At 70.4% G+C, this 16,143-nt stretch carries 12 protein-coding genes; 10 read left to right on the forward strand and 2 right to left on the reverse strand.

All coding sequences use genetic code 11. The features are described 5' to 3' along the window. Positions 1–23: 23 nt before the first annotated feature. The 3 genes from D7X32_RS23425 (at position 24) to D7X32_RS23435 (ending at position 6,578) form a co-directional block, all read left to right on the forward strand. Positions 24–1,316, forward strand: a complete 1,293-nt coding sequence (locus D7X32_RS23425; protein WP_120604798.1) for an efflux RND transporter periplasmic adaptor subunit — start codon at positions 24–26, stop codon at positions 1,314–1,316. A gap of 42 nt (positions 1,317–1,358) precedes the next feature. After that, positions 1,359–4,544, forward strand: coding sequence for an efflux RND transporter permease subunit (locus D7X32_RS23430; RefSeq protein WP_120604799.1), 3,186 nt, complete (start codon positions 1,359–1,361; stop codon positions 4,542–4,544). A gap of 72 nt (positions 4,545–4,616) precedes the next feature. Further along, positions 4,617–6,578 (forward strand): 4-alpha-glucanotransferase, encoded by a 1,962-nt coding sequence (locus D7X32_RS23435; protein ID WP_208752521.1) that lies wholly within the window; start codon positions 4,617–4,619, stop codon positions 6,576–6,578. Between the two features lie 11 nt (positions 6,579–6,589). Here the strand turns inward: D7X32_RS23435 and D7X32_RS23440 are convergent, their stop codons facing one another. Next, positions 6,590–7,705 carry a putative glycolipid-binding domain-containing protein gene (locus D7X32_RS23440; RefSeq protein WP_120604800.1) on the reverse strand — a complete coding sequence of 372 codons (1,116 nt, stop codon included), beginning with the start codon at positions 7,703–7,705 and terminating at the stop codon, positions 6,590–6,592. 50 nt (positions 7,706–7,755) lie between these two features. On the opposite strand from D7X32_RS23440, the gene D7X32_RS23445 reads away from it, so the two are divergent. Next, complete coding sequence (locus D7X32_RS23445; protein ID WP_158625745.1) at positions 7,756–8,631, forward strand: AraC family transcriptional regulator; 876 nt, start codon at positions 7,756–7,758, stop codon at positions 8,629–8,631. A 126-nt stretch (positions 8,632–8,757) separates the two neighbouring features. Further along, the gene (locus D7X32_RS23450) at positions 8,758–9,165 is read left to right on the forward strand and encodes a hypothetical protein (RefSeq protein WP_120604802.1); all 408 of its coding nucleotides are present in this window, start codon (positions 8,758–8,760) and stop codon (positions 9,163–9,165) included. A 15-nt stretch (positions 9,166–9,180) separates the two neighbouring features. Here D7X32_RS23450 and D7X32_RS23455 read toward each other — a convergent pair whose 3' ends face one another. After that, positions 9,181–9,888, reverse strand: coding sequence for an AMIN-like domain-containing (lipo)protein (locus D7X32_RS23455; RefSeq protein WP_120604803.1), 708 nt, complete (start codon positions 9,886–9,888; stop codon positions 9,181–9,183). Between the two features lie 161 nt (positions 9,889–10,049). Here D7X32_RS23455 and D7X32_RS23460 point away from each other — a divergent pair, with 161 nt between their 5' ends. From D7X32_RS23460 to D7X32_RS23480, 5 genes are all read left to right on the forward strand, one after another. After that, positions 10,050–11,345, forward strand: a complete 1,296-nt coding sequence (locus D7X32_RS23460; protein WP_120604804.1) for a pyridoxal phosphate-dependent aminotransferase — start codon at positions 10,050–10,052, stop codon at positions 11,343–11,345. A 68-nt stretch (positions 11,346–11,413) separates the two neighbouring features. Then, complete coding sequence (locus D7X32_RS23465; protein WP_120604805.1) at positions 11,414–12,700, forward strand: NTP/NDP exchange transporter; 1,287 nt, start codon at positions 11,414–11,416, stop codon at positions 12,698–12,700. Beyond that, the gene (locus D7X32_RS23470; RefSeq protein WP_120604806.1) at positions 12,697–13,866 is read left to right on the forward strand and encodes an NAD-dependent epimerase/dehydratase family protein; all 1,170 of its coding nucleotides are present in this window, start codon (positions 12,697–12,699) and stop codon (positions 13,864–13,866) included. The genes D7X32_RS23465 and D7X32_RS23470 overlap by 4 nt, the downstream gene beginning before the upstream one ends. A 137-nt stretch (positions 13,867–14,003) precedes the next feature. Further along, a complete protein-coding gene (locus D7X32_RS23475; RefSeq protein ID WP_120604807.1) occupies positions 14,004–14,435 on the forward strand; it encodes a hypothetical protein in 432 nt (143 codons plus the stop codon). Positions 14,436–14,588: 153 nt separating this feature from the next. Beyond that, positions 14,589–15,914, forward strand: coding sequence for an NAD(P)/FAD-dependent oxidoreductase (locus tag D7X32_RS23480; RefSeq protein ID WP_120604808.1), 1,326 nt, complete (start codon positions 14,589–14,591; stop codon positions 15,912–15,914). Positions 15,915–16,143: the final 229 nt, after the last annotated feature.

Consider the following 16,143-nt stretch of genomic DNA (forward strand, 5'->3'; position numbering starts at 1 on the left):
ATCGGAGTCCGGGGAGGCAGGCCGTGGGACGAACGGAAACGACAGCGGGCCGTCGCGCCCGGCGCACGGGTCCACGGCTGGGCGCCGTGCTGGCCGTCGTCTGGCTGGCTGGCGCCTGCGGACAGCGCTCCGAGGAGGCCGTCGCACCCTCCACGCCCGCGGTGGTGTCGCTGGGGCCGGAGAACGTGGTGCGGGTGGAGCCGATGAAGCTGGAGAGTGGCCCCGTCATCTCCGGGTCGCTCCAGGCGCGGCGGCTGGCCAGCGTCCGCGCGGAGGTGGGCGGCAGCATCCTGGACGTGACGGCGGACCAGGGGCAGGCGGTGAAGGAGGGCGAGCTCCTGGCGCGCGTGGAGGAGCACACGCTGCGCGAGCAGGTGCTGGCGGCCAGCTCCACCCTTCGCGTGGCGCGCAATGCCTTGCAGGTGGCGAAGACGGATGAACAGCGCAATCAAACCCTGGTCAAGCAGGGCGTCATCACCCGCCGCGACTTCGAACGCACGCAGCTCGCGCGGACGCAGGCGGAGGGTCAGCTGGCGGAGGCGCAGGCGCGGCTGAAGGTGGCGCAGGACCAGCTGGCGCGCACGAAGGTGACCGCGCCCTTCGCGGGCGTGGTGAGCGAGCGGACGGTGAACGCGGGCGACATCGTCCAGCCGGGCGCGCCCCTCTTCACGGTGGTGGACCCCGCCACGCTGCGGCTGGAGGCCTCCGTGCCCGCGGCGCAGCTGGGCCAGGTGAAGGTGGGCACGCAGGTGGACTTCCGCGTCAACGGCTACGCGGACCAGGCCTTCAAGGGCCAGGTGGAGCGCATCAACCCGGCGGTGGATCCGGCCACGGGACAGGTGCGCATCTACGTGAGCATCCCCAACAGCGAGCAGACGCTGCTGTCCGGATTGTTCGCGCAAGGGCGTGTGGCGTCGCAGGCGAAGGAGGCGCTGGCCGTGCCGGTGGACGCGCTGGACACGCGCCAGGAGCCGCCCACCGTGCAGCGCATCACCAACGGCAAGGTGGAGCAGGTGGCGGTGGCGACCGGCCTGCGGGACGACGTGGCGCAGACCGTGGAGGTGCGCTCGGGGTTGAAGGCCGGGGACGTGGTGCTGCTCGGCTCCGCGCGGGACCTGACCAACGGCACGCCGGTGAAGCTCACCGCCGCGCCGGAAGGGCCGAAGAAGCAGCGGCCCGCCGCGCCCCCGGAAGCCCAGCAGGGCGTGGGCGGCGCGGGCAACGCGTCGGGTGGCAGCGGGCCCACGCAGGCTCCGGTGCAGGCTCCGGCGGCGGCCGGGGTGCCCACGCCTCCGGCCCAGGCTCCCGCGAAGTAGCGCCAGGCGTCTCCACCTCTTGAAGCACCGCAGGAGTCGTCCGTGTTCATCTCCGACTTCGCCATCAAGCGCCCCATCATCACCATCACGGCGATGGTGGCGCTCGTCGTGTTCGGCATCGTCGCGCTCATCAACCTGGAGACGGACGAGTTCCCGGACGTTCAGCAGCCGGTCATCAACGTCACCATCGCGTACCCAGGGGCCTCACCGGACACGGTGGAGCGCGAAATCGTGGAGCCCATCGAGGACGCCATCTTCGCCATCTCCGGCGTGGACGGGAAGAAGACGACGTCCAGCTCCACGGACAGCCTGGCGAACTTCACGGTCTTCTTCGACTTCGAAAAGGACATCCAGGAGGCGTCGCAGGACATCCGGGACGCCATCTCCAGCAAGCGCGCGGATCTGCCGCAGGAGATGGAGGAGCCCATCCTCACGCGCTTCGACCCGGCGGACCAACCCATCGTGTCGCTGGTGCTGACGTCGGACGCGCTGGACGTGCCCGCGCTGACGCTCATCGCGGACCCCTTGGTGGTGGGGGACCTGCGCTCGGTGCCCGGCGTGGCGCAGGCCACGGTGGTGGGCGGCGTGGACCGGGAGATGACGGTGCAGGTGCGGCCCGCGGCGCTCCAGGCGGCGGGCCTGTCGGTGGCGCAGGTGGTGGCGGCGATCCAGGCGCAGAACCTGGCGGCGCCGGTGGGCCGACTCAACACCGAACTGCAGGAGCGCACCATCCGGCTCAAGGGCCGCCTGGAGACGCCGGAGGACTTCGCGCAGGTGCCCATCGCGGAGCGCAACGGGCGCGCGCTGCGGCTGGGGGAAGTGGCGGACGTGTTCGCCGGCACCGAGGAGCCGCGCACCCTGTCGCTCTACAACGGCGCGCAGTCGGTGGGCATCGAGGTCATCAAGGCCAAGGGCTACAGCACCACGGAGGTCGCGGACGGCGTGCGCGAGCGGGTGAAGATGCTCCAGCAGCGGCTGCCCGCCAACGCGAAGCTCGAAATCGTCCGCGACGCGGGCACGCGCGTGGAGAACTCCGTCGTCAACGTGCAGCAGGCGCTGATTGAGGGCGCGCTGCTCACGGTGCTGGTGGTGTTCCTGTTCCTCAATTCCTGGCGCTCCACGGTCATCACCGGCCTGGCGCTGCCCGTGTCCGTGCTGGCGTCGTTCGTGAGCGTGTGGGCATTCGGCTTCACGCTCAACACGATGTCGCTGCTGGGCCTGACATTGGCCATCGGCATCCTCATCGACGACGCCATCGTGGTGCGCGAGAACATCGTGCGGCACGTGGAGATGGGGAAGGACCACTACACGGCGGCGCGCGAGGGCACGAACGAGATTGGACTCGCGGTGGCGGCGACGACGTTCTCCATCGTGGCGGTGTTCGTCCCGGTGGCGTTCATGTACGGCGTGGCGGGGCAGTGGTTCAAACCGTTCGCGCTCACCATCGCGTGCTCGGTGCTGGTGTCGCTGTTCGTGAGCTTCTCGCTGGACCCCATGCTCAGCGCGTACTGGCCGGATCCGCAGGTGGAGAAGGGCGAGCGGCGCAACTTCATCTCGCGGGGGCTGGCGCGCTTCAACCACTGGTTCGACCGGCAGGCGGACCGCTACAAGGGCGTCATCGCCTGGGCGCTGGACCACCGGCTCGCGATGGTGCTGCTGGCGGTGGGCTCGCTGGTGGGCGCGGTGGCGTTGCAGGGCGTCTTCGGCGGCGCGGGCTTCGTGCCGGTGAGCGACCGCGCGGAGATTGAGATGCTGGTGGAGACGCCCGCGGGCTCCAGCCTGGACTACACGCGGCGGAAGGTGGAGGAGGTGTCCCGACTCACGCGCCAGCACCCGGAGGTCGCGTACACGTACACGACCATTGGCGTGCCGCTGCCCCTGCGCTCGCCGGGCGTGGATCAGGCGCTGGTGTACGTGAGGCTCAAGCCGAAGACGGAGCGCAAGGCGAGCCAGGAGGTGCTGGGCAAGACGCTGCGCCAGGAGCTGCTCGCGGTGGGTGGCGCGTCCGTGTCGGTGTTCACCAGCGGCTTCGGCGGCGCCATCAAGTCCATCCAGCTGGAGCTGCGCGGGCCGGAGTCCAAGGGGCTCAACCAGCTGGCGCAGCAGGTGATGAAGGAGGTCAAGCAGGTTCCGGGCGCGGTGGACGTGGGGCTGTCCACGCGTGGCGAGAAGCCGGAGCTGGAGGTGGAGCTGAACCGGGGCGTCGCGGGTCAGCTCAACGTGACGGTGGGGCAGGTGGCGCAGTCGCTGCGGCCGGCCTTCGCGGGCCTGGACTCCGGTGACTGGGTGGACCCCATTGGCGAGACGCGCGACGTGATGGTGCGCCTGGCGCCGCAGTTCCGTGAGAACCCGTCCGACCTGGCGCAGCTGCCGCTGGTGGTGGGCACCACCGCCACGGGCGCGCCAGTGGTGGTGCCGCTGGGGCAGGTGGCGTCGGTGAAGCAGACCGTGGGCCCGGCCCAGATTGATCACCTGAACCGCGAGAAGGTCATCAACGTGCAGTCGAACGTGGCGGGGCGGTCGCTGTCGGAGGTGATGAACGACGTCCAGACGCGGCTCAAGGCGGTGAAGGTGCCGCCGGGCTACGAGGTGTCCACGGGCGGCGAGTCCGCGGATCAGCAGGAGGTGTTCGGCCGGGTGTTCCTGGCACTGGGCGTGGCGGTGATGTTGATGTACCTCATCCTCGTCATCCAGTTCGGCTCGTTCGTGGATCCGCTGGCCATCCTGGTGTCGCTGCCGCTGTCGCTCATCGGCGTGGTGCTGGCGCTGGTGGTGACGGGGGACACGCTGAACATCATGAGCCTCATCGGCGTCATCCTGCTGATGGGCATCGTGGCGAAGAACGCCATCCTGCTCATCGACTTCGCCAAATGGCAGCACGAGAAGGGGCTGCCCTTGCGCGAGGCGCTGATTGAAGCGGGGCGCATCCGCTTGCGGCCCATCATCATGACGACCCTCGCGCTCATCGCGGGCATGGTGCCGGTGGCGTTGGGGCACGGCGAGGGCGGCGACTTCCGGGCGCCGCTGGGTCGCGCGGTGATTGGCGGCGTCATCACGTCCACGCTGCTCACGCTGCTGGTGATTCCGACGGTGTATGAAATCCTCACGGATGCCCGCACGTGGATGACCGGCAAGCTGCGCCGGGTGTTCAAGGCGAAGGGGCAGGCACACGGACCGGCGCACGGCGGCGGCGAGCCCCGGCCCCAGCCCCAGGCCCGGCAGGAGTGACGCGGGGAGGATGCTCGCGTCACCCTCAAGGAACGGTTGGCGCATCGGGCGGGGGGCCATAGGGTCGGGAGTGTGGAGTCCTTGTCCCCGCTGCCCGATTCGCACCGCTCGCTCGTCACCGAGGCCCTGGAAGCACTGGGCGTCACCCGCTGGGTCCTGAGCATCCATGACCCCAGCTTCCCCGGCCTCCCGGGAGAGGACCTGGGGCGCGGCTCGCCGTACTCCGAGGGCGCCGCGCGCTTCCTCTCCTTCGCCCGGGACATGGGCTTCACCGGCATCCAGCTGGGGCCGCAGGGACAGACCACCGCGCACAACCCGTCGCCGTATGACGGCACGTTGTTCTCGCGCAACACGCTGAACGTGGCGCTCGCGCCGCTCACGGATCCGCACGGTCCGTGGGGCGCGTTGCTGTCCGATGACACGCTGGCCCGGCTCGTTTCCGAAGTTCCCGGGGAGGGTGGACCGGAGGCGCGCTACCAGTCCGCGTGCCGGGGGCAGGCCCTGGCGCTCCAGGAGGCGTGGGACACCTTCCGCCGGGAGCGTGACCGCGTGGACGCTCCCGCATCCATCCTTGCGCTCGTCCGGCGCTTCGCGGACTTCCGTTTGGAGAACAGGGAGTGGTTGGAGCGCGATGCGCTGTTCGACGTGCTCGCTTCCAGGCACCACACGCCGGATGACTGGCGCGGTTGGGCGGATTCGCTGGATGGGCGCCTGTTCGCGCCGCGTCCCGGGGAAGTGACGCAGGCGGAGGCTCGCATCCAGGAGTTGCTCACCGTCGACGCCGAAGCGGTGGAGCAGTACGCCTTCCGTCAGCTCCTCGTGCACGAACAACACGAGGGCCTGCGCGAGCGCGCGGGGGCGTGGGGGCTCAAGCTGTACGGGGACCTCCAGATTGGCTTCTCGCCCCGGGACACGTGGGCCCGGCAGGGGCTGTTCCTTCACGCGTACCTCATGGGAGCTCCGCCCAGCCGCACCAACCCGGAGGGCCAGCCGTGGAACTACCCGGTGCTGGATCCCGAGCAGTACGTGGCTCCGGATGGCTCCGGCCCCGGGCCGGTGCTCCGCTATCTGGACGCGCGGCTGGGCAAGATGCTCTCCGAGTACGATGGGCTGCGCATCGACCATCCGCACGGACTGGTGTGCCCGTGGGTGTACCGCGCGGGTTCGGTGGATCCGCTGCGCGCGGTGCAGGGTGGGGCGCGGTTGTTCTCCTCGCCGGACCTGCCGGACCACCCGGAGCTGGCGCGGTATTGCATCGTGGCTCCGGACCAGCTGGACCGCTCGGTGCCGCGCTACGCGGATGGGTGGGTGAAGTGGCTCACGGAGGAGCAGGTGGGCCGGTACGCCATCCTCTTCGACTCCGTGGTGCGCACGGCGCGCGAGCATGGCCGGGCCCGCGAGGACGTGCTGTGCGAGGTGCTGAGCACGCTGCCGCATGAACTCTCGCGAGTGATGGCACGCGATGGCCTGGGCCGCTTCCGCGTCACGCAGAAGGCGGACCTGAACAACCCGGCGGACGTGTACCGCAGCGAGAACGTGGCCCCCGAGGACTGGGTGATGGTGGGCAACCACGACACGAAGTCGCTGTGGCGGCTCGTCTCCGAATGGCAGTGGAAACACACGCTGCGCGCCCAGGCGGACTACCTCGCCGAGCGGCTGCATCCCGAAGGGGAAGGGCGTGAGGCCTTCGCGCACCAGCTCGCGCAAGACCCGGGTCTGCTCGCGCAGGCGAAGTTCGCGGACCTGTTCGCCAGCCGTGCGCGCAGCGTGATGGTGTTCTTCGCGGACCTGATGGGCATGCCCGACACGTACAACGCACCGGGGTCCGTGGATGCGCGCAACTGGTCGCTGCGCGTCCCCTCGGACTGGGCCGCGCAGTACCCGCAGCGTTTGCGCTCGGGGGCCGCGCTCAACCTGCCGCAGGTGCTCGCCATGGCGCTGCGCGCGGGCGGAGCAGCGTCACGGGTCCGGCACGCGGAGTTGCTCGAACGCCTGGACCTCGCCGCCTCCCGCCTGCGAAGCGGAACGCGGTGAGTTGTGGGTGTTCAGGCGATGCGCCGCATGTCGAAGCGCGACTGGAGATTCCAGTTTCCGGCGCCGTCCTGCACCTCCCCGCGCCAGGTGAAGTGGTCCGGCCCGATGTCGGAGAAGCTCCAGCGGATGGGCTTTCCGTGGTGCTCTCCCAACAGGAGGAGCCGGTCGCCCTCCCGTCCCCCGGCCAGCCGGTTGATGGCGCCGCCCGTGGGACTGATCCAGGTGATCTGCCACTTCCCTTCGGTCCGGTCGAAGGAGCGCACCGTGGTGCCGTAGCGCCTGTTCGCCCCGGGGCCTGCCTGCGCGGGGGCGCGCCGCGACGGCACGATGAACACGTCCTGGAGGGCCCGTCCCTCCAGGACCCAGTGGAACCACCACTCGCCCTCGCTCTGGCGGACGCTCCCGTCCGGGTCGTGGTCCTGGATGGTCCCGGCCCAGCCTCCGACCAACCACCCGAAGGTGGCCGCCGCGTCGCCCAGTTCGTCCGAAGGGCCCGGGCTCACCAGCGCGTCCACGAATCTCCGCGACGCGGGCTCCGGCGCGGCGCGCCCTTCCGCGAGCCTGCGCCAGATGCCGGCGTACTCAATGGGCAGCCCGTCCATGTCCACGTCCAGCATGGCGTTGAAGCCGCTCTCCAGGCTCTCATATCGGTAGCGCGCGGGGCCCACGCGCGTGTAGCCCTGCCGCGCGGGCATCACCTCCAATGAGGGAAACCGGATCCACGCCGCGCGGATCTCCGTGCTGGCGCCTTCCTCAAGCCGCAACCGGTTGATGGGCAGCGCGTTGGTGGAAGGGCTCAGGCCCAGGTCCACGTCCGTGCAGCCCGCCAGCTCCTCCTCGGCCCGGCCGTTCTTCCGCCAGTGGCCTTCCCCGTCATGCTCCAGCGTGAGCGTCTGGTGTTCGCCTCGCCAGGACTGCGTCACGCTCACCCGGCGCGTGCGCCACGCTCCATCGCAGACGACTGAATACTCTGCCCTCAGCGGTGCACCCTGCTCCGCGACGAGAATCACACCGGAGAGCTCCGTGCCCTCCGGACCGCGCCGCACCCGTGCATGTTCGAACCCCAGTTCATCCATCACGCGCCGCCAGATGAGCTCCCGCGTGACTGCCGTTGCCTCCATCGCCATGATTCGGTCACCCCGTTGGATAGGTGCGGGGCAGGATGGAAGGACGGACCGTGGCCGACTTGGGGAAAGTGGACCTGACCACGGCGCGCCCGCTGGCCTCCGGCGACGGGTGGCGCGTGCGCGAGATTGTCTGCCGCTCCGGGCCGAAGGACCCCGTCTTCGAGGAGCAGCACGCCTGGGTGTCCGTCTCCGCCGTCCTGTCGGGAAGCTTCACCTACCGCTCCAGGAACGGCCGGGTGCTGCTGACGCCCGGCTCGCTGCTGCTCGGGGAACAGCACGCGTCCTTCTGCTGCGGCCATGAGCACGGCGTGGGCGACCGCTGCGTTGCGTTCCACTTCGAGCCCGCGCTCATGGAGGAAGTGGCCAGGGACCTGTCCGGGGTGACGCGGACGGACTTCCCCATGCACCGGCTTCCTCCACTCCAGCGGCTCGCACCGCTCATCGCGGACGCCCAGTCGCTGGCGGAGCAGCCGGGCTCACGCGGCGCGGAGGAACTGGCGCTGCGGATGGCGGGCGCGGCGCTGAGCGGGCTCCACGAAGGCCGGGCCCGCCCCGTCACGGACCGCGAGGAGCGCCGCATGGGTGACGCGGTGCAGTTCATGGAGGCCCGCATCGAGGAGCCCCTCTCCCTGGGGATGCTCGCGGAGGAGCTGGGCATGGGCCGCCACCACTTCCTGCGCACCTTCCGCAAGGTGGTGGGAGAGAGCCCTTACAGCTACATCCTGGGCCGCCGCCTGACACTCGCCGCCGAGCGTCTGCGGACGGACCGCGAGCGCATCTCGGACGTCGCGTTCGCGTGTGGATTCGGTGACCTGTCGGAGTTCGTGCGCCGCTTCCGTTCACGCTTCGGCGTCACCCCTTCCGCCTACCGTGCCCGTGCTCGACCCGGGTCCGGAATGCCAGACGTCGCGCGCGACCCGACCTGAGCGGTTCATTGCCACCCGCAGTGGCGCTACTTCACGCTGAGCAGGCCTTGGCCTGCGTCCTTGGAAATCCTCGTTCTCGATGCTATCCGGTCTGCGCAATTCTTTATCGGGTGAGGCACGGATCGCGTGGCGAATCATCGTGAGTGGGAGTTCGGAGCGCATCGCGCGTACTTCGAAGCGCCGGACCTGTTGGTGATGAAGTTCAACGGGCCCTCGAAGCTGGAGGACTCGAAGAAGGTGCTGGAAATCTGTCAGGAGGTGGCGGCGAAGGGGCCGGTGTTCGTCATCTCCGACGTGTCGAACTCCAGCATCGAAAAGGACGCGCGCGAGCTGCTGGTGGCGCAGGCGAAGGCCGAGTGGTTCCGCGGCCACGTCTACCTGGGCACGGGCCCGCTCCAGCGCGCGGGCGCCAAGGCGCTGATGCTCGCCCTGTACTTCACCGGCAAGTGGACGGTGGACGTGGACTTCGCGGACTCGGAGCGCGACGCGCGCGACCTCATCGCGAAGAAGCGCGTGCAGCCGCCGAAGAAGTAGCCGCCGTCCGCCGCCTCAGTGCTGGACGTCCAGCACGAGGCGCGTGGGGTTCGTCAGCTCCAGCACCCGGAACGGGGCGCGGCGCGTGGTGCCCAGCACCCACGTCACCTCGCCCTCGAAGTCGCACAGGCGCTCCAGCGCCAGCACGGACGGCAGCGCGGGCTTGAGCGTGCGCTGCGCCACCGTGGCCTGGCCCTGGTCGTCGTGCGCTCGCGCCAGCGTGAAGCGCACCTCCAGCGCGGCCTCTCCCGGCGTCTTCACGTCGTCGCCAGAGCCGCACTGCTGCACCGGCGTCTTCACGTAGCCCAGGTGGTAGCCCGGCAGGCGCGGCCCTTCGAACTCGAACACCGTGCGGTCGTAGTCCGCGTGCGTCCCGGTGCGCACCGAGCGCAGCGTGATGGCCGGAGGCTCCCCGCGCGGCTTCTCCACCGCCGCCGTCGTCCACGCCGCCACGCCTACGCTGCCCGAGTCGGGTGCCGCATCGGCGATGGCCGCCGGCTTGCCCGCGTCCGGTGCCGCGTCCGCCGGGCCGCCCGCCTTCACCTCCAGCACCTGGTGCACCACCGGCGCCGTGGCCGCCGGACCTTCGCGGGGCACGGTGTTGGTGGGCGGGGGCACCGCCGGAACGTCCATGGGGACGGTCGGGGGCTCCTGCTTCTGGCAGCCCAGGCCCATCAGTCCACAAGCCACTCCCAGCGCGTACAGCCCCTGTCGCAGGCGCATCCGGTTCCTCCCGTGAACCCCGTCATCCGGGGACTTTCCGAGTCCTCGCACACCCCGTGCGCCAGGACCATGGAAGATGCGCCCTCCCGGCCCCGTTGCGTATAGGGTCCGCCCGGCCGCGTCCCCCTGGCCCCCCTTCGTGCACTGGAGAGTTCCGCACCATGGCCCTCGACCTGACCTCCCTCCCGCGTCCCTCTCGCGACGACACCACCGTGGGCTCCATGGTGCGTGGGCTCGTGGGCAGCGAAATCCTCCGCATCGCTGCGGAGATCCGCGAGCTCGTGGCCAAGGGCACCAAGGTCTGCAATCTCACCGTGGGTGACTTCAGCCCGAAGGAGTTCCCCATCCCGGACGGCCTGCGCGACCAGATTGGCACCGCGCTCCAGGGCGGTGAGACGAACTATCCGCCGTCCGACGGCGTGCTGGACCTGCGCCAGGCCGTGCAGCGCTTCTACGAGCGCTCCCTGGGGCTGAAGTATCCGCTGGAGGGCATCGTCATCGCGGGCGGCGCGCGGCCCATCATCTACGCCACCTACCGCGCGGTGCTCGACCCGGGGGACGTCGTCGTCTACCCGGTGCCGTCGTGGAACAACAACCACTACGCCCACATGCTGGGCGCCAAGAGCGTGGTGGTGACCACGGACGCGGCCGCGGGCTTCATGCCCACGCTGGCGCAGCTGGAGCCGCACCTGTCGACCGCGCGCCTGCTCTGCCTTTGCAGCCCGCTCAACCCCACCGGGACCATGCTGGACCCGGAGGCCCTGCGCGCCATCTGCCAGCGCATCGTCGAGGAGAACCGCGCCCGCGAGGGCCGCGGCCAGAAGCCCCTCATCCTGATGTACGACCACATCTACTGGGTGCTGAACTTCGGCAAGAAGCACGTCACGCCCGTGGAGCTGGTGCCGGAGATGGCGCCGTACACCGTGTTCGTGGACGGCATCAGCAAGGCCTTCGCCGCCACCGGCGTGCGCGTGGGCTGGGGCGTGGGCGCGCCCACCCTCATCTCCCGCATGCGCGACGTGCTGGGCCACGTGGGCGCCTGGGCCCCCAAGGCCGAACAGGTCGCCACCGCGCGCTACCTGGACGACACGAAGGCCACCGAGTCCTTCCTCCAGACCATGCGCCAGAGCGTCGACGCGCGCCTGGAGGCGCTCTACAAGGGCTTCCAGCGCATGAAGGACGCGGGCCTGCCGGTGCACGCCATCGCGCCGCAGGGCGCCATCTACCTCTCCGTGCGCTTCGACGTGGTGGGCAAGGACGGCCTCGCCACCAATGACGCCATCCGCAAGCGCCTGCTGGAGAAGGCCCGCTTCGCCGTGGTGCCCTTCCAGGCGTTCGGCCTGGCGGAGGACACCGGCTGGTTCCGCCTCTCCGTGGGCGCCACCTCGGTCGCTGAAATCGAGGAGGCCCTGCCGCGCGTGGAGGCCACCGTGCGCGAAATCCTCACGGCGAAATAGCCTCTTTCCCCCACAGGCTGGCAGGTAGGGAATAGCCTGCCGCCCGTGGCGTTGAGGGCGCCGCCATCATGCTCAAGCGCTTCGTGGACGTCCGTGACGAGGAGGTGGGGGCGGTCCTCGGAGCGTTCGTCTACTTCTTCACGCTGATGTGCGGCTACGCCATCCTGCGGCCCATCCGCAACGAGATGGGCACCGCCGGCGACGTGAAGCATCTGCCCTGGCTCTTCACCGTCACCTTCGTCGTGATGCTGCTGGCGGTGCCGGCCTTCTCCGCGCTGGTGGCGCGCTATCCCAGGCGCGTGGTGGTGCCGCGCGTCTACCGCTTCTTCCTCGTCAACCTGCTGGCCTTCTTCGTGCTGCTCAAGTGGGGCGTGGCGAAGGAAAGCGTGGCGCGGGCCTTCTACGTCTGGCTGAGCGTCTACAACCTGTTCGTCGTCTCCATCTTCTGGAGCTTCATGGCGGACGTGTTCGCCAGCGACCAGGGCAAGCGGCTCTTCGGCTTCATCGCCGCGGGCGGCACCACGGGGATGATTGCCGGCCCTTTCCTGGTGGGCAGGCTGGCGGAGCCCGTGGGGCCGGTGAACCTCATCCTCCTGTCCGCGGTGATGCTGGAGGTGAGCGCGCAGTGCGTGCGCCGCCTGGGCCACTGGGCGCGGGACGTGCAACACCAGCCCGCCACGCGCGAGGGGCCGGTGGGCGGCGGGATGCTCGCGGGCTTGCGGCTGCTGGTGACGTCGCCGTTCCTGCTCGCGCTGGGGTTGCAGGTGCTCTTGTACGCGGCGACCTCCACGTTCCTGTACTACCAGGAGGTGCAGCTGGTCGCGTCGATGGCGAAGGACGCGGCGGCGCGCACGGCGGCGTTCGCGGACATCGACTTCTGGGTGCAGGTGCTGACGCTGGCCCTCCAGACGCTGGTCACCGGGCGGGTCATCTCGCGTCTGGGATTGGGCGTGGCGATGGCGGTGGCGCCGGTGCTCACGCTGGTGGGCTTTGGGGTGCTCGCGTTCGCGCCGGTGCTGGCGGTGCTCATCGCCGTGAAGTCGCTGAGGGGCGCGAGCCATTACGCGCTGGAGCGCCCGTCGCGCGAAATCCTGTTCACCACGGTGGACCGCGAGGCCCGCTACAAGTCCAAGAGCTTCATCGACACGGTGGTGTACCGCGGCAGTGACACGCTGAGCGCGTGGCTGCAGGGCGGACTCACCGCGCTGGGCCTGGGCATGACGGGCCTGTCGCTGGCGGCCGTGCCCGTGGCCGCGCTGTGGCTCGCGGTGGCCCTGTACCTGGCGCGTCAGCAGCGCACGCGCACCGCTGAGGCAGTCCCGCAGACGACCCTTTCCGGAGGAACCACCGCATGAAGCTGTCCCGAAGAGGCGTGATTCAAGCAGCGGCCGCGCTGGGCGCGGTCCAGGTGTTGGGCTGTGCATCGTCCCCGAAGGCGGGCCCGGCGGCCGGCGATGACAAGGGTGGAGACAGCGCTCCGGGCAAGCCCCTCAACATCCTCATCCTGGGCGGCACCAAGTTCCTGGGCCCCGCGCTGGTGCAGGCGGCGCAGGCGCGTGGCCACACCCTCACGCTCTTCAACCGCGGCAAGACCAACCCGGGCCTCTTCCCGGACGTGGAGAAGCTCCAGGGCGACCGCGACCCCAACAAGGGCGAGGGCCTGAAGGCGCTGGCGGGCCGCAAGTGGGACGCGGTCATCGACACGTCCGGCTACGTGCCGCGCATCGTGAAGGCGTCCGCGGGGCTGCTCGCGCCCAACGTGGGGCAGTACGTCTTCATCTCCAGCGTGTCCGTCTACAAGGAGGTGGCGAAGAAGGACATCAACGAGTCCGACGCCGTGGCCACCATCCAGGACGAGACCGTGGAGGACATCGGCGAAGGGAACTACGGCGCGCTCAAGGCGCTCTGTGAGCAGGCCGCCGAGGCCGCGCTGCCTGGCCGCACGCTCAACATCCGCCCCGGCCTCATCGTGGGCCCGGATGACGGCTCCGACCGCTTCACCTACTGGCCGCTGCGCGTGGCGAAGGGCGGCGAGGTGCTGGCCCCCGGCGACGGCGAGGATCCGGTGCAGGTCATCGACGCGCGCGACCTGGCCGCGTTCATCATCCGGAACGTGGAGCGCCGCACCATGGGCATCTTCAACGTCACCGGCCCGGTCCAGACGATGAAGATGAAGGGCATGCTGGAGGACATCCAGAAGGTCACCGGGGGCGACGCGCGCTTCACCTGGGTGGACGCCACGTTCCTGGATCAGCAGAAGGTGACGTCCTTCGGGGACATGCCCGGGTGGGTGCCGCGCGCCGGACCGGAGGGTGGCCTCGGTGCGGTGAGCATCGCCCGCGCGACGCAGGCGGGGCTCGCCACCCGCCCGCTCACGGACACCGTGCGCGACACGCTCACCTGGTTCCGCGCGCTGCCGCCGGACCGTCAGGAGAAGCTGCGCGCGGGCCTGTCCGCCGAGCGGGAGAAGGAAGTGCTCGCCGCCTGGCACCAGACGAAGGGCACCGCCAAGGCGGGCTGAGCCCACGGCACGGGCTGCCCCGGTCCGGTCCAGGTGGACGGACCGGGAGCGCCCCACCATCGGAACGCACGTGCGGGACGCGCTCGCGCCGCCGCCGTGATGTGATGGGCGTGGCACCCCTTCCACCTGGTGAATCCATGTCGAGCGACGAGAACGTCGACCTGTCGGCCACCCGGCCCGCGGAGTACCTGCGCGAGGGCTTGCTGTCCCCGGAGGGCAAGCCGCGCGAGGGGCTCAACGGCCTGCACTCGCTGGGCATGGCCCACCGTCTGAAGCTGGAGGGCACGAAGCCGGAGACGGTGGCCGCGCTGCTGGCCAGCCTCGTGAAGGCTTCCGGGCGCTTCATCCCGAAGGACCCGCGGATCGTGGACCTGTCGGACGGCGCACGCCAGGAGGTGGCCGCGGCGTGGAGCGCCACGGGGCCCACGGGCACGGGCGTCCTGGGAGAACTGCGCGCGGCCATCCTGCCGTGCGTGGGAAACACGGCGACCCTGGGAGCGATGCTGCTGCACGTGGAGCGGATCCACCGGCAGCTCCTGCTGGTGACGGTGACCCCGCCGGACGCGTGACCTCGGGGGCTTGGGCTCTAGAGCCTGGCTGATGAGCGGCCGGGCGTCCGAGCACGGGGCGGCGGGCAGGCGAGGAACACCGGGTGCTGGCGGGGCGCGTCATGCGTCCTCACCTTTTCCGCCATGGAACGCGACCGGGACAGCAGGCATCACGTGGTCATCGTGGGAGCGGGCTTCGGCGGGCTTCAGGCCGCGAAGGCCCTGGGCAAGGCGGACAGCGTGCGGGTGACGGTGGTGGACCGCTACAACCACCACCTCTTCCAGCCGCTCCTGTACCAGGTGGCGACGGCGGTGCTGAACCCGGCGGACATCTCCGCGCCCATCCGCAGCGTGCTGCACGCGCGCAACACGGAGGTGATGCTGGCGGAGGCGAAGTCGGTGGACACGCGCCGCAAGGTGCTGGTCATCGAGGGCGGGGAGATTCCCTACGACTCGCTGGTGCTGGGCACGGGCGCGACGCACTCGTACTTCAAGCACCCGGAGTGGGACCGGGTGGCGCCCGGCCTGAAGACGTTGGAGGACGCGGTGCGCATCCGCGAGCGCGTGCTGACGGCCTTCGAGGCCGCGGAGCGCGAGTCGGACCCGGTGCGTCAGCGCGAGTGGATGACCTTCGTCATCATTGGCGCGGGGCCCACGGGCGTGGAGCTGGCGGGGGCGCTCGCGTACATGACGCGGCACTCGCTGCCGAAGGACTTCCGGCGCATCGACACGCGCGAGGCGCGGGTGATTCTGCTGGAGGGCCTGCCGCGCGTGCTGAGCGCCTATCCGGAGGTGCTGTCGGAAGCGGCGAAGCGCGACCTGGAGAAGCTGCACGTCGAGGTGCGCACCGGGGCCATGGTGACGGACGTGGACGCGGAGGGCGTCACGTTTGGGGACGAGCACATCTCCACGCGCACGGTGCTGTGGGGCGCGGGTGTGGCGGCGTCGCCGCTGGTGCGCTCGCTGGAGGTGCCGCTGGACCGCGCGGGGCGGGTGAAGGTGACGCCGCTGCTGACGGCGCCGGGCCTGAGTGACGTGTATGTGATTGGCGACGTGGCGGCGGTGGAGCAGCACGGCAAGCCGGTGCCGGGCATCGCGCCGGCGGCGATGCAGATGGGGCGGCACGTGGGGAAGACCATCCGCGACCGGCTGGCGAACCGGCCGCTGCGCGCGTTCCGCTACCACGACAAGGGCAGCTTCGCGGTGATTGGCCGGGGCTACGCGGTGGGCGTGCTCTTCGACAAGTGGCGCATGAAGGGGCTGCCCGCGTGGATGGTCTGGGCGGGCGTGCACATCGCCTACCTCATCGGCTTCCGCAACCGCATCTCCGTGATGCTGAACTGGGGCTACACGTTCTTCACCAAGGGAGGCCGGGACCTGCGGCTCATCACCGGCAAGGTGTCGCCGCGCATGCCCGCCCTGGCGTCGTCCACCCAGGCGCCCGCTTTGCCTCCCGCGCAGCCGGAGCTTCCGGCGCCGCGGTCCGTGCCGGTGCACTGAACCCGTAGGACGTGAGAAGTGGTGCGAAGTCGCCCCGGTGCCTGATGGTGCCGGGGCGATTTCCGTTTTGATCGGGACCCCCTGGCCGTTACGGATCGGCTCCTCGCAGGGCATGCGGGCGTGACGGAGCGGGACAGGGGGGCCCTGGCCATGTCAGCCTGCCGCGATAGGGATGGGTAGGGACGCGCACTGCGGGGGGCCCGACCCCGCGGGTGGGCGGCCGGGGCGG

The organism is Corallococcus carmarthensis (assembly GCF_003611695.1).
In the GTDB taxonomy this organism is placed as follows: Bacteria; Myxococcota; Myxococcia; order Myxococcales; family Myxococcaceae; genus Corallococcus; species Corallococcus carmarthensis.

Excerpts from the sequence above, each read along its gene's own strand:
- D7X32_RS23465 (WP_120604805.1), top strand. The coding sequence starts at position 11,414 with ATGCTCAAGCGCTTCGTGGACGTCCGTGACGAGGAGGTGGGGGCGGTC.
- D7X32_RS23455 (WP_120604803.1), bottom strand. The coding sequence starts at position 9,888 with ATGCGCCTGCGACAGGGGCTGTACGCGCTGGGAGTGGCTTGTGGACTG.
- D7X32_RS23440 (WP_120604800.1), bottom strand. The coding sequence starts at position 7,705 with ATGGCGATGGAGGCAACGGCAGTCACGCGGGAGCTCATCTGGCGGCGC.
- D7X32_RS23460 (WP_120604804.1), top strand. The coding sequence starts at position 10,050 with ATGGCCCTCGACCTGACCTCCCTCCCGCGTCCCTCTCGCGACGACACC.
- D7X32_RS23475 (WP_120604807.1), top strand. The coding sequence starts at position 14,004 with ATGTCGAGCGACGAGAACGTCGACCTGTCGGCCACCCGGCCCGCGGAG.
- D7X32_RS23470 (WP_120604806.1), top strand. The coding sequence starts at position 12,697 with ATGAAGCTGTCCCGAAGAGGCGTGATTCAAGCAGCGGCCGCGCTGGGC.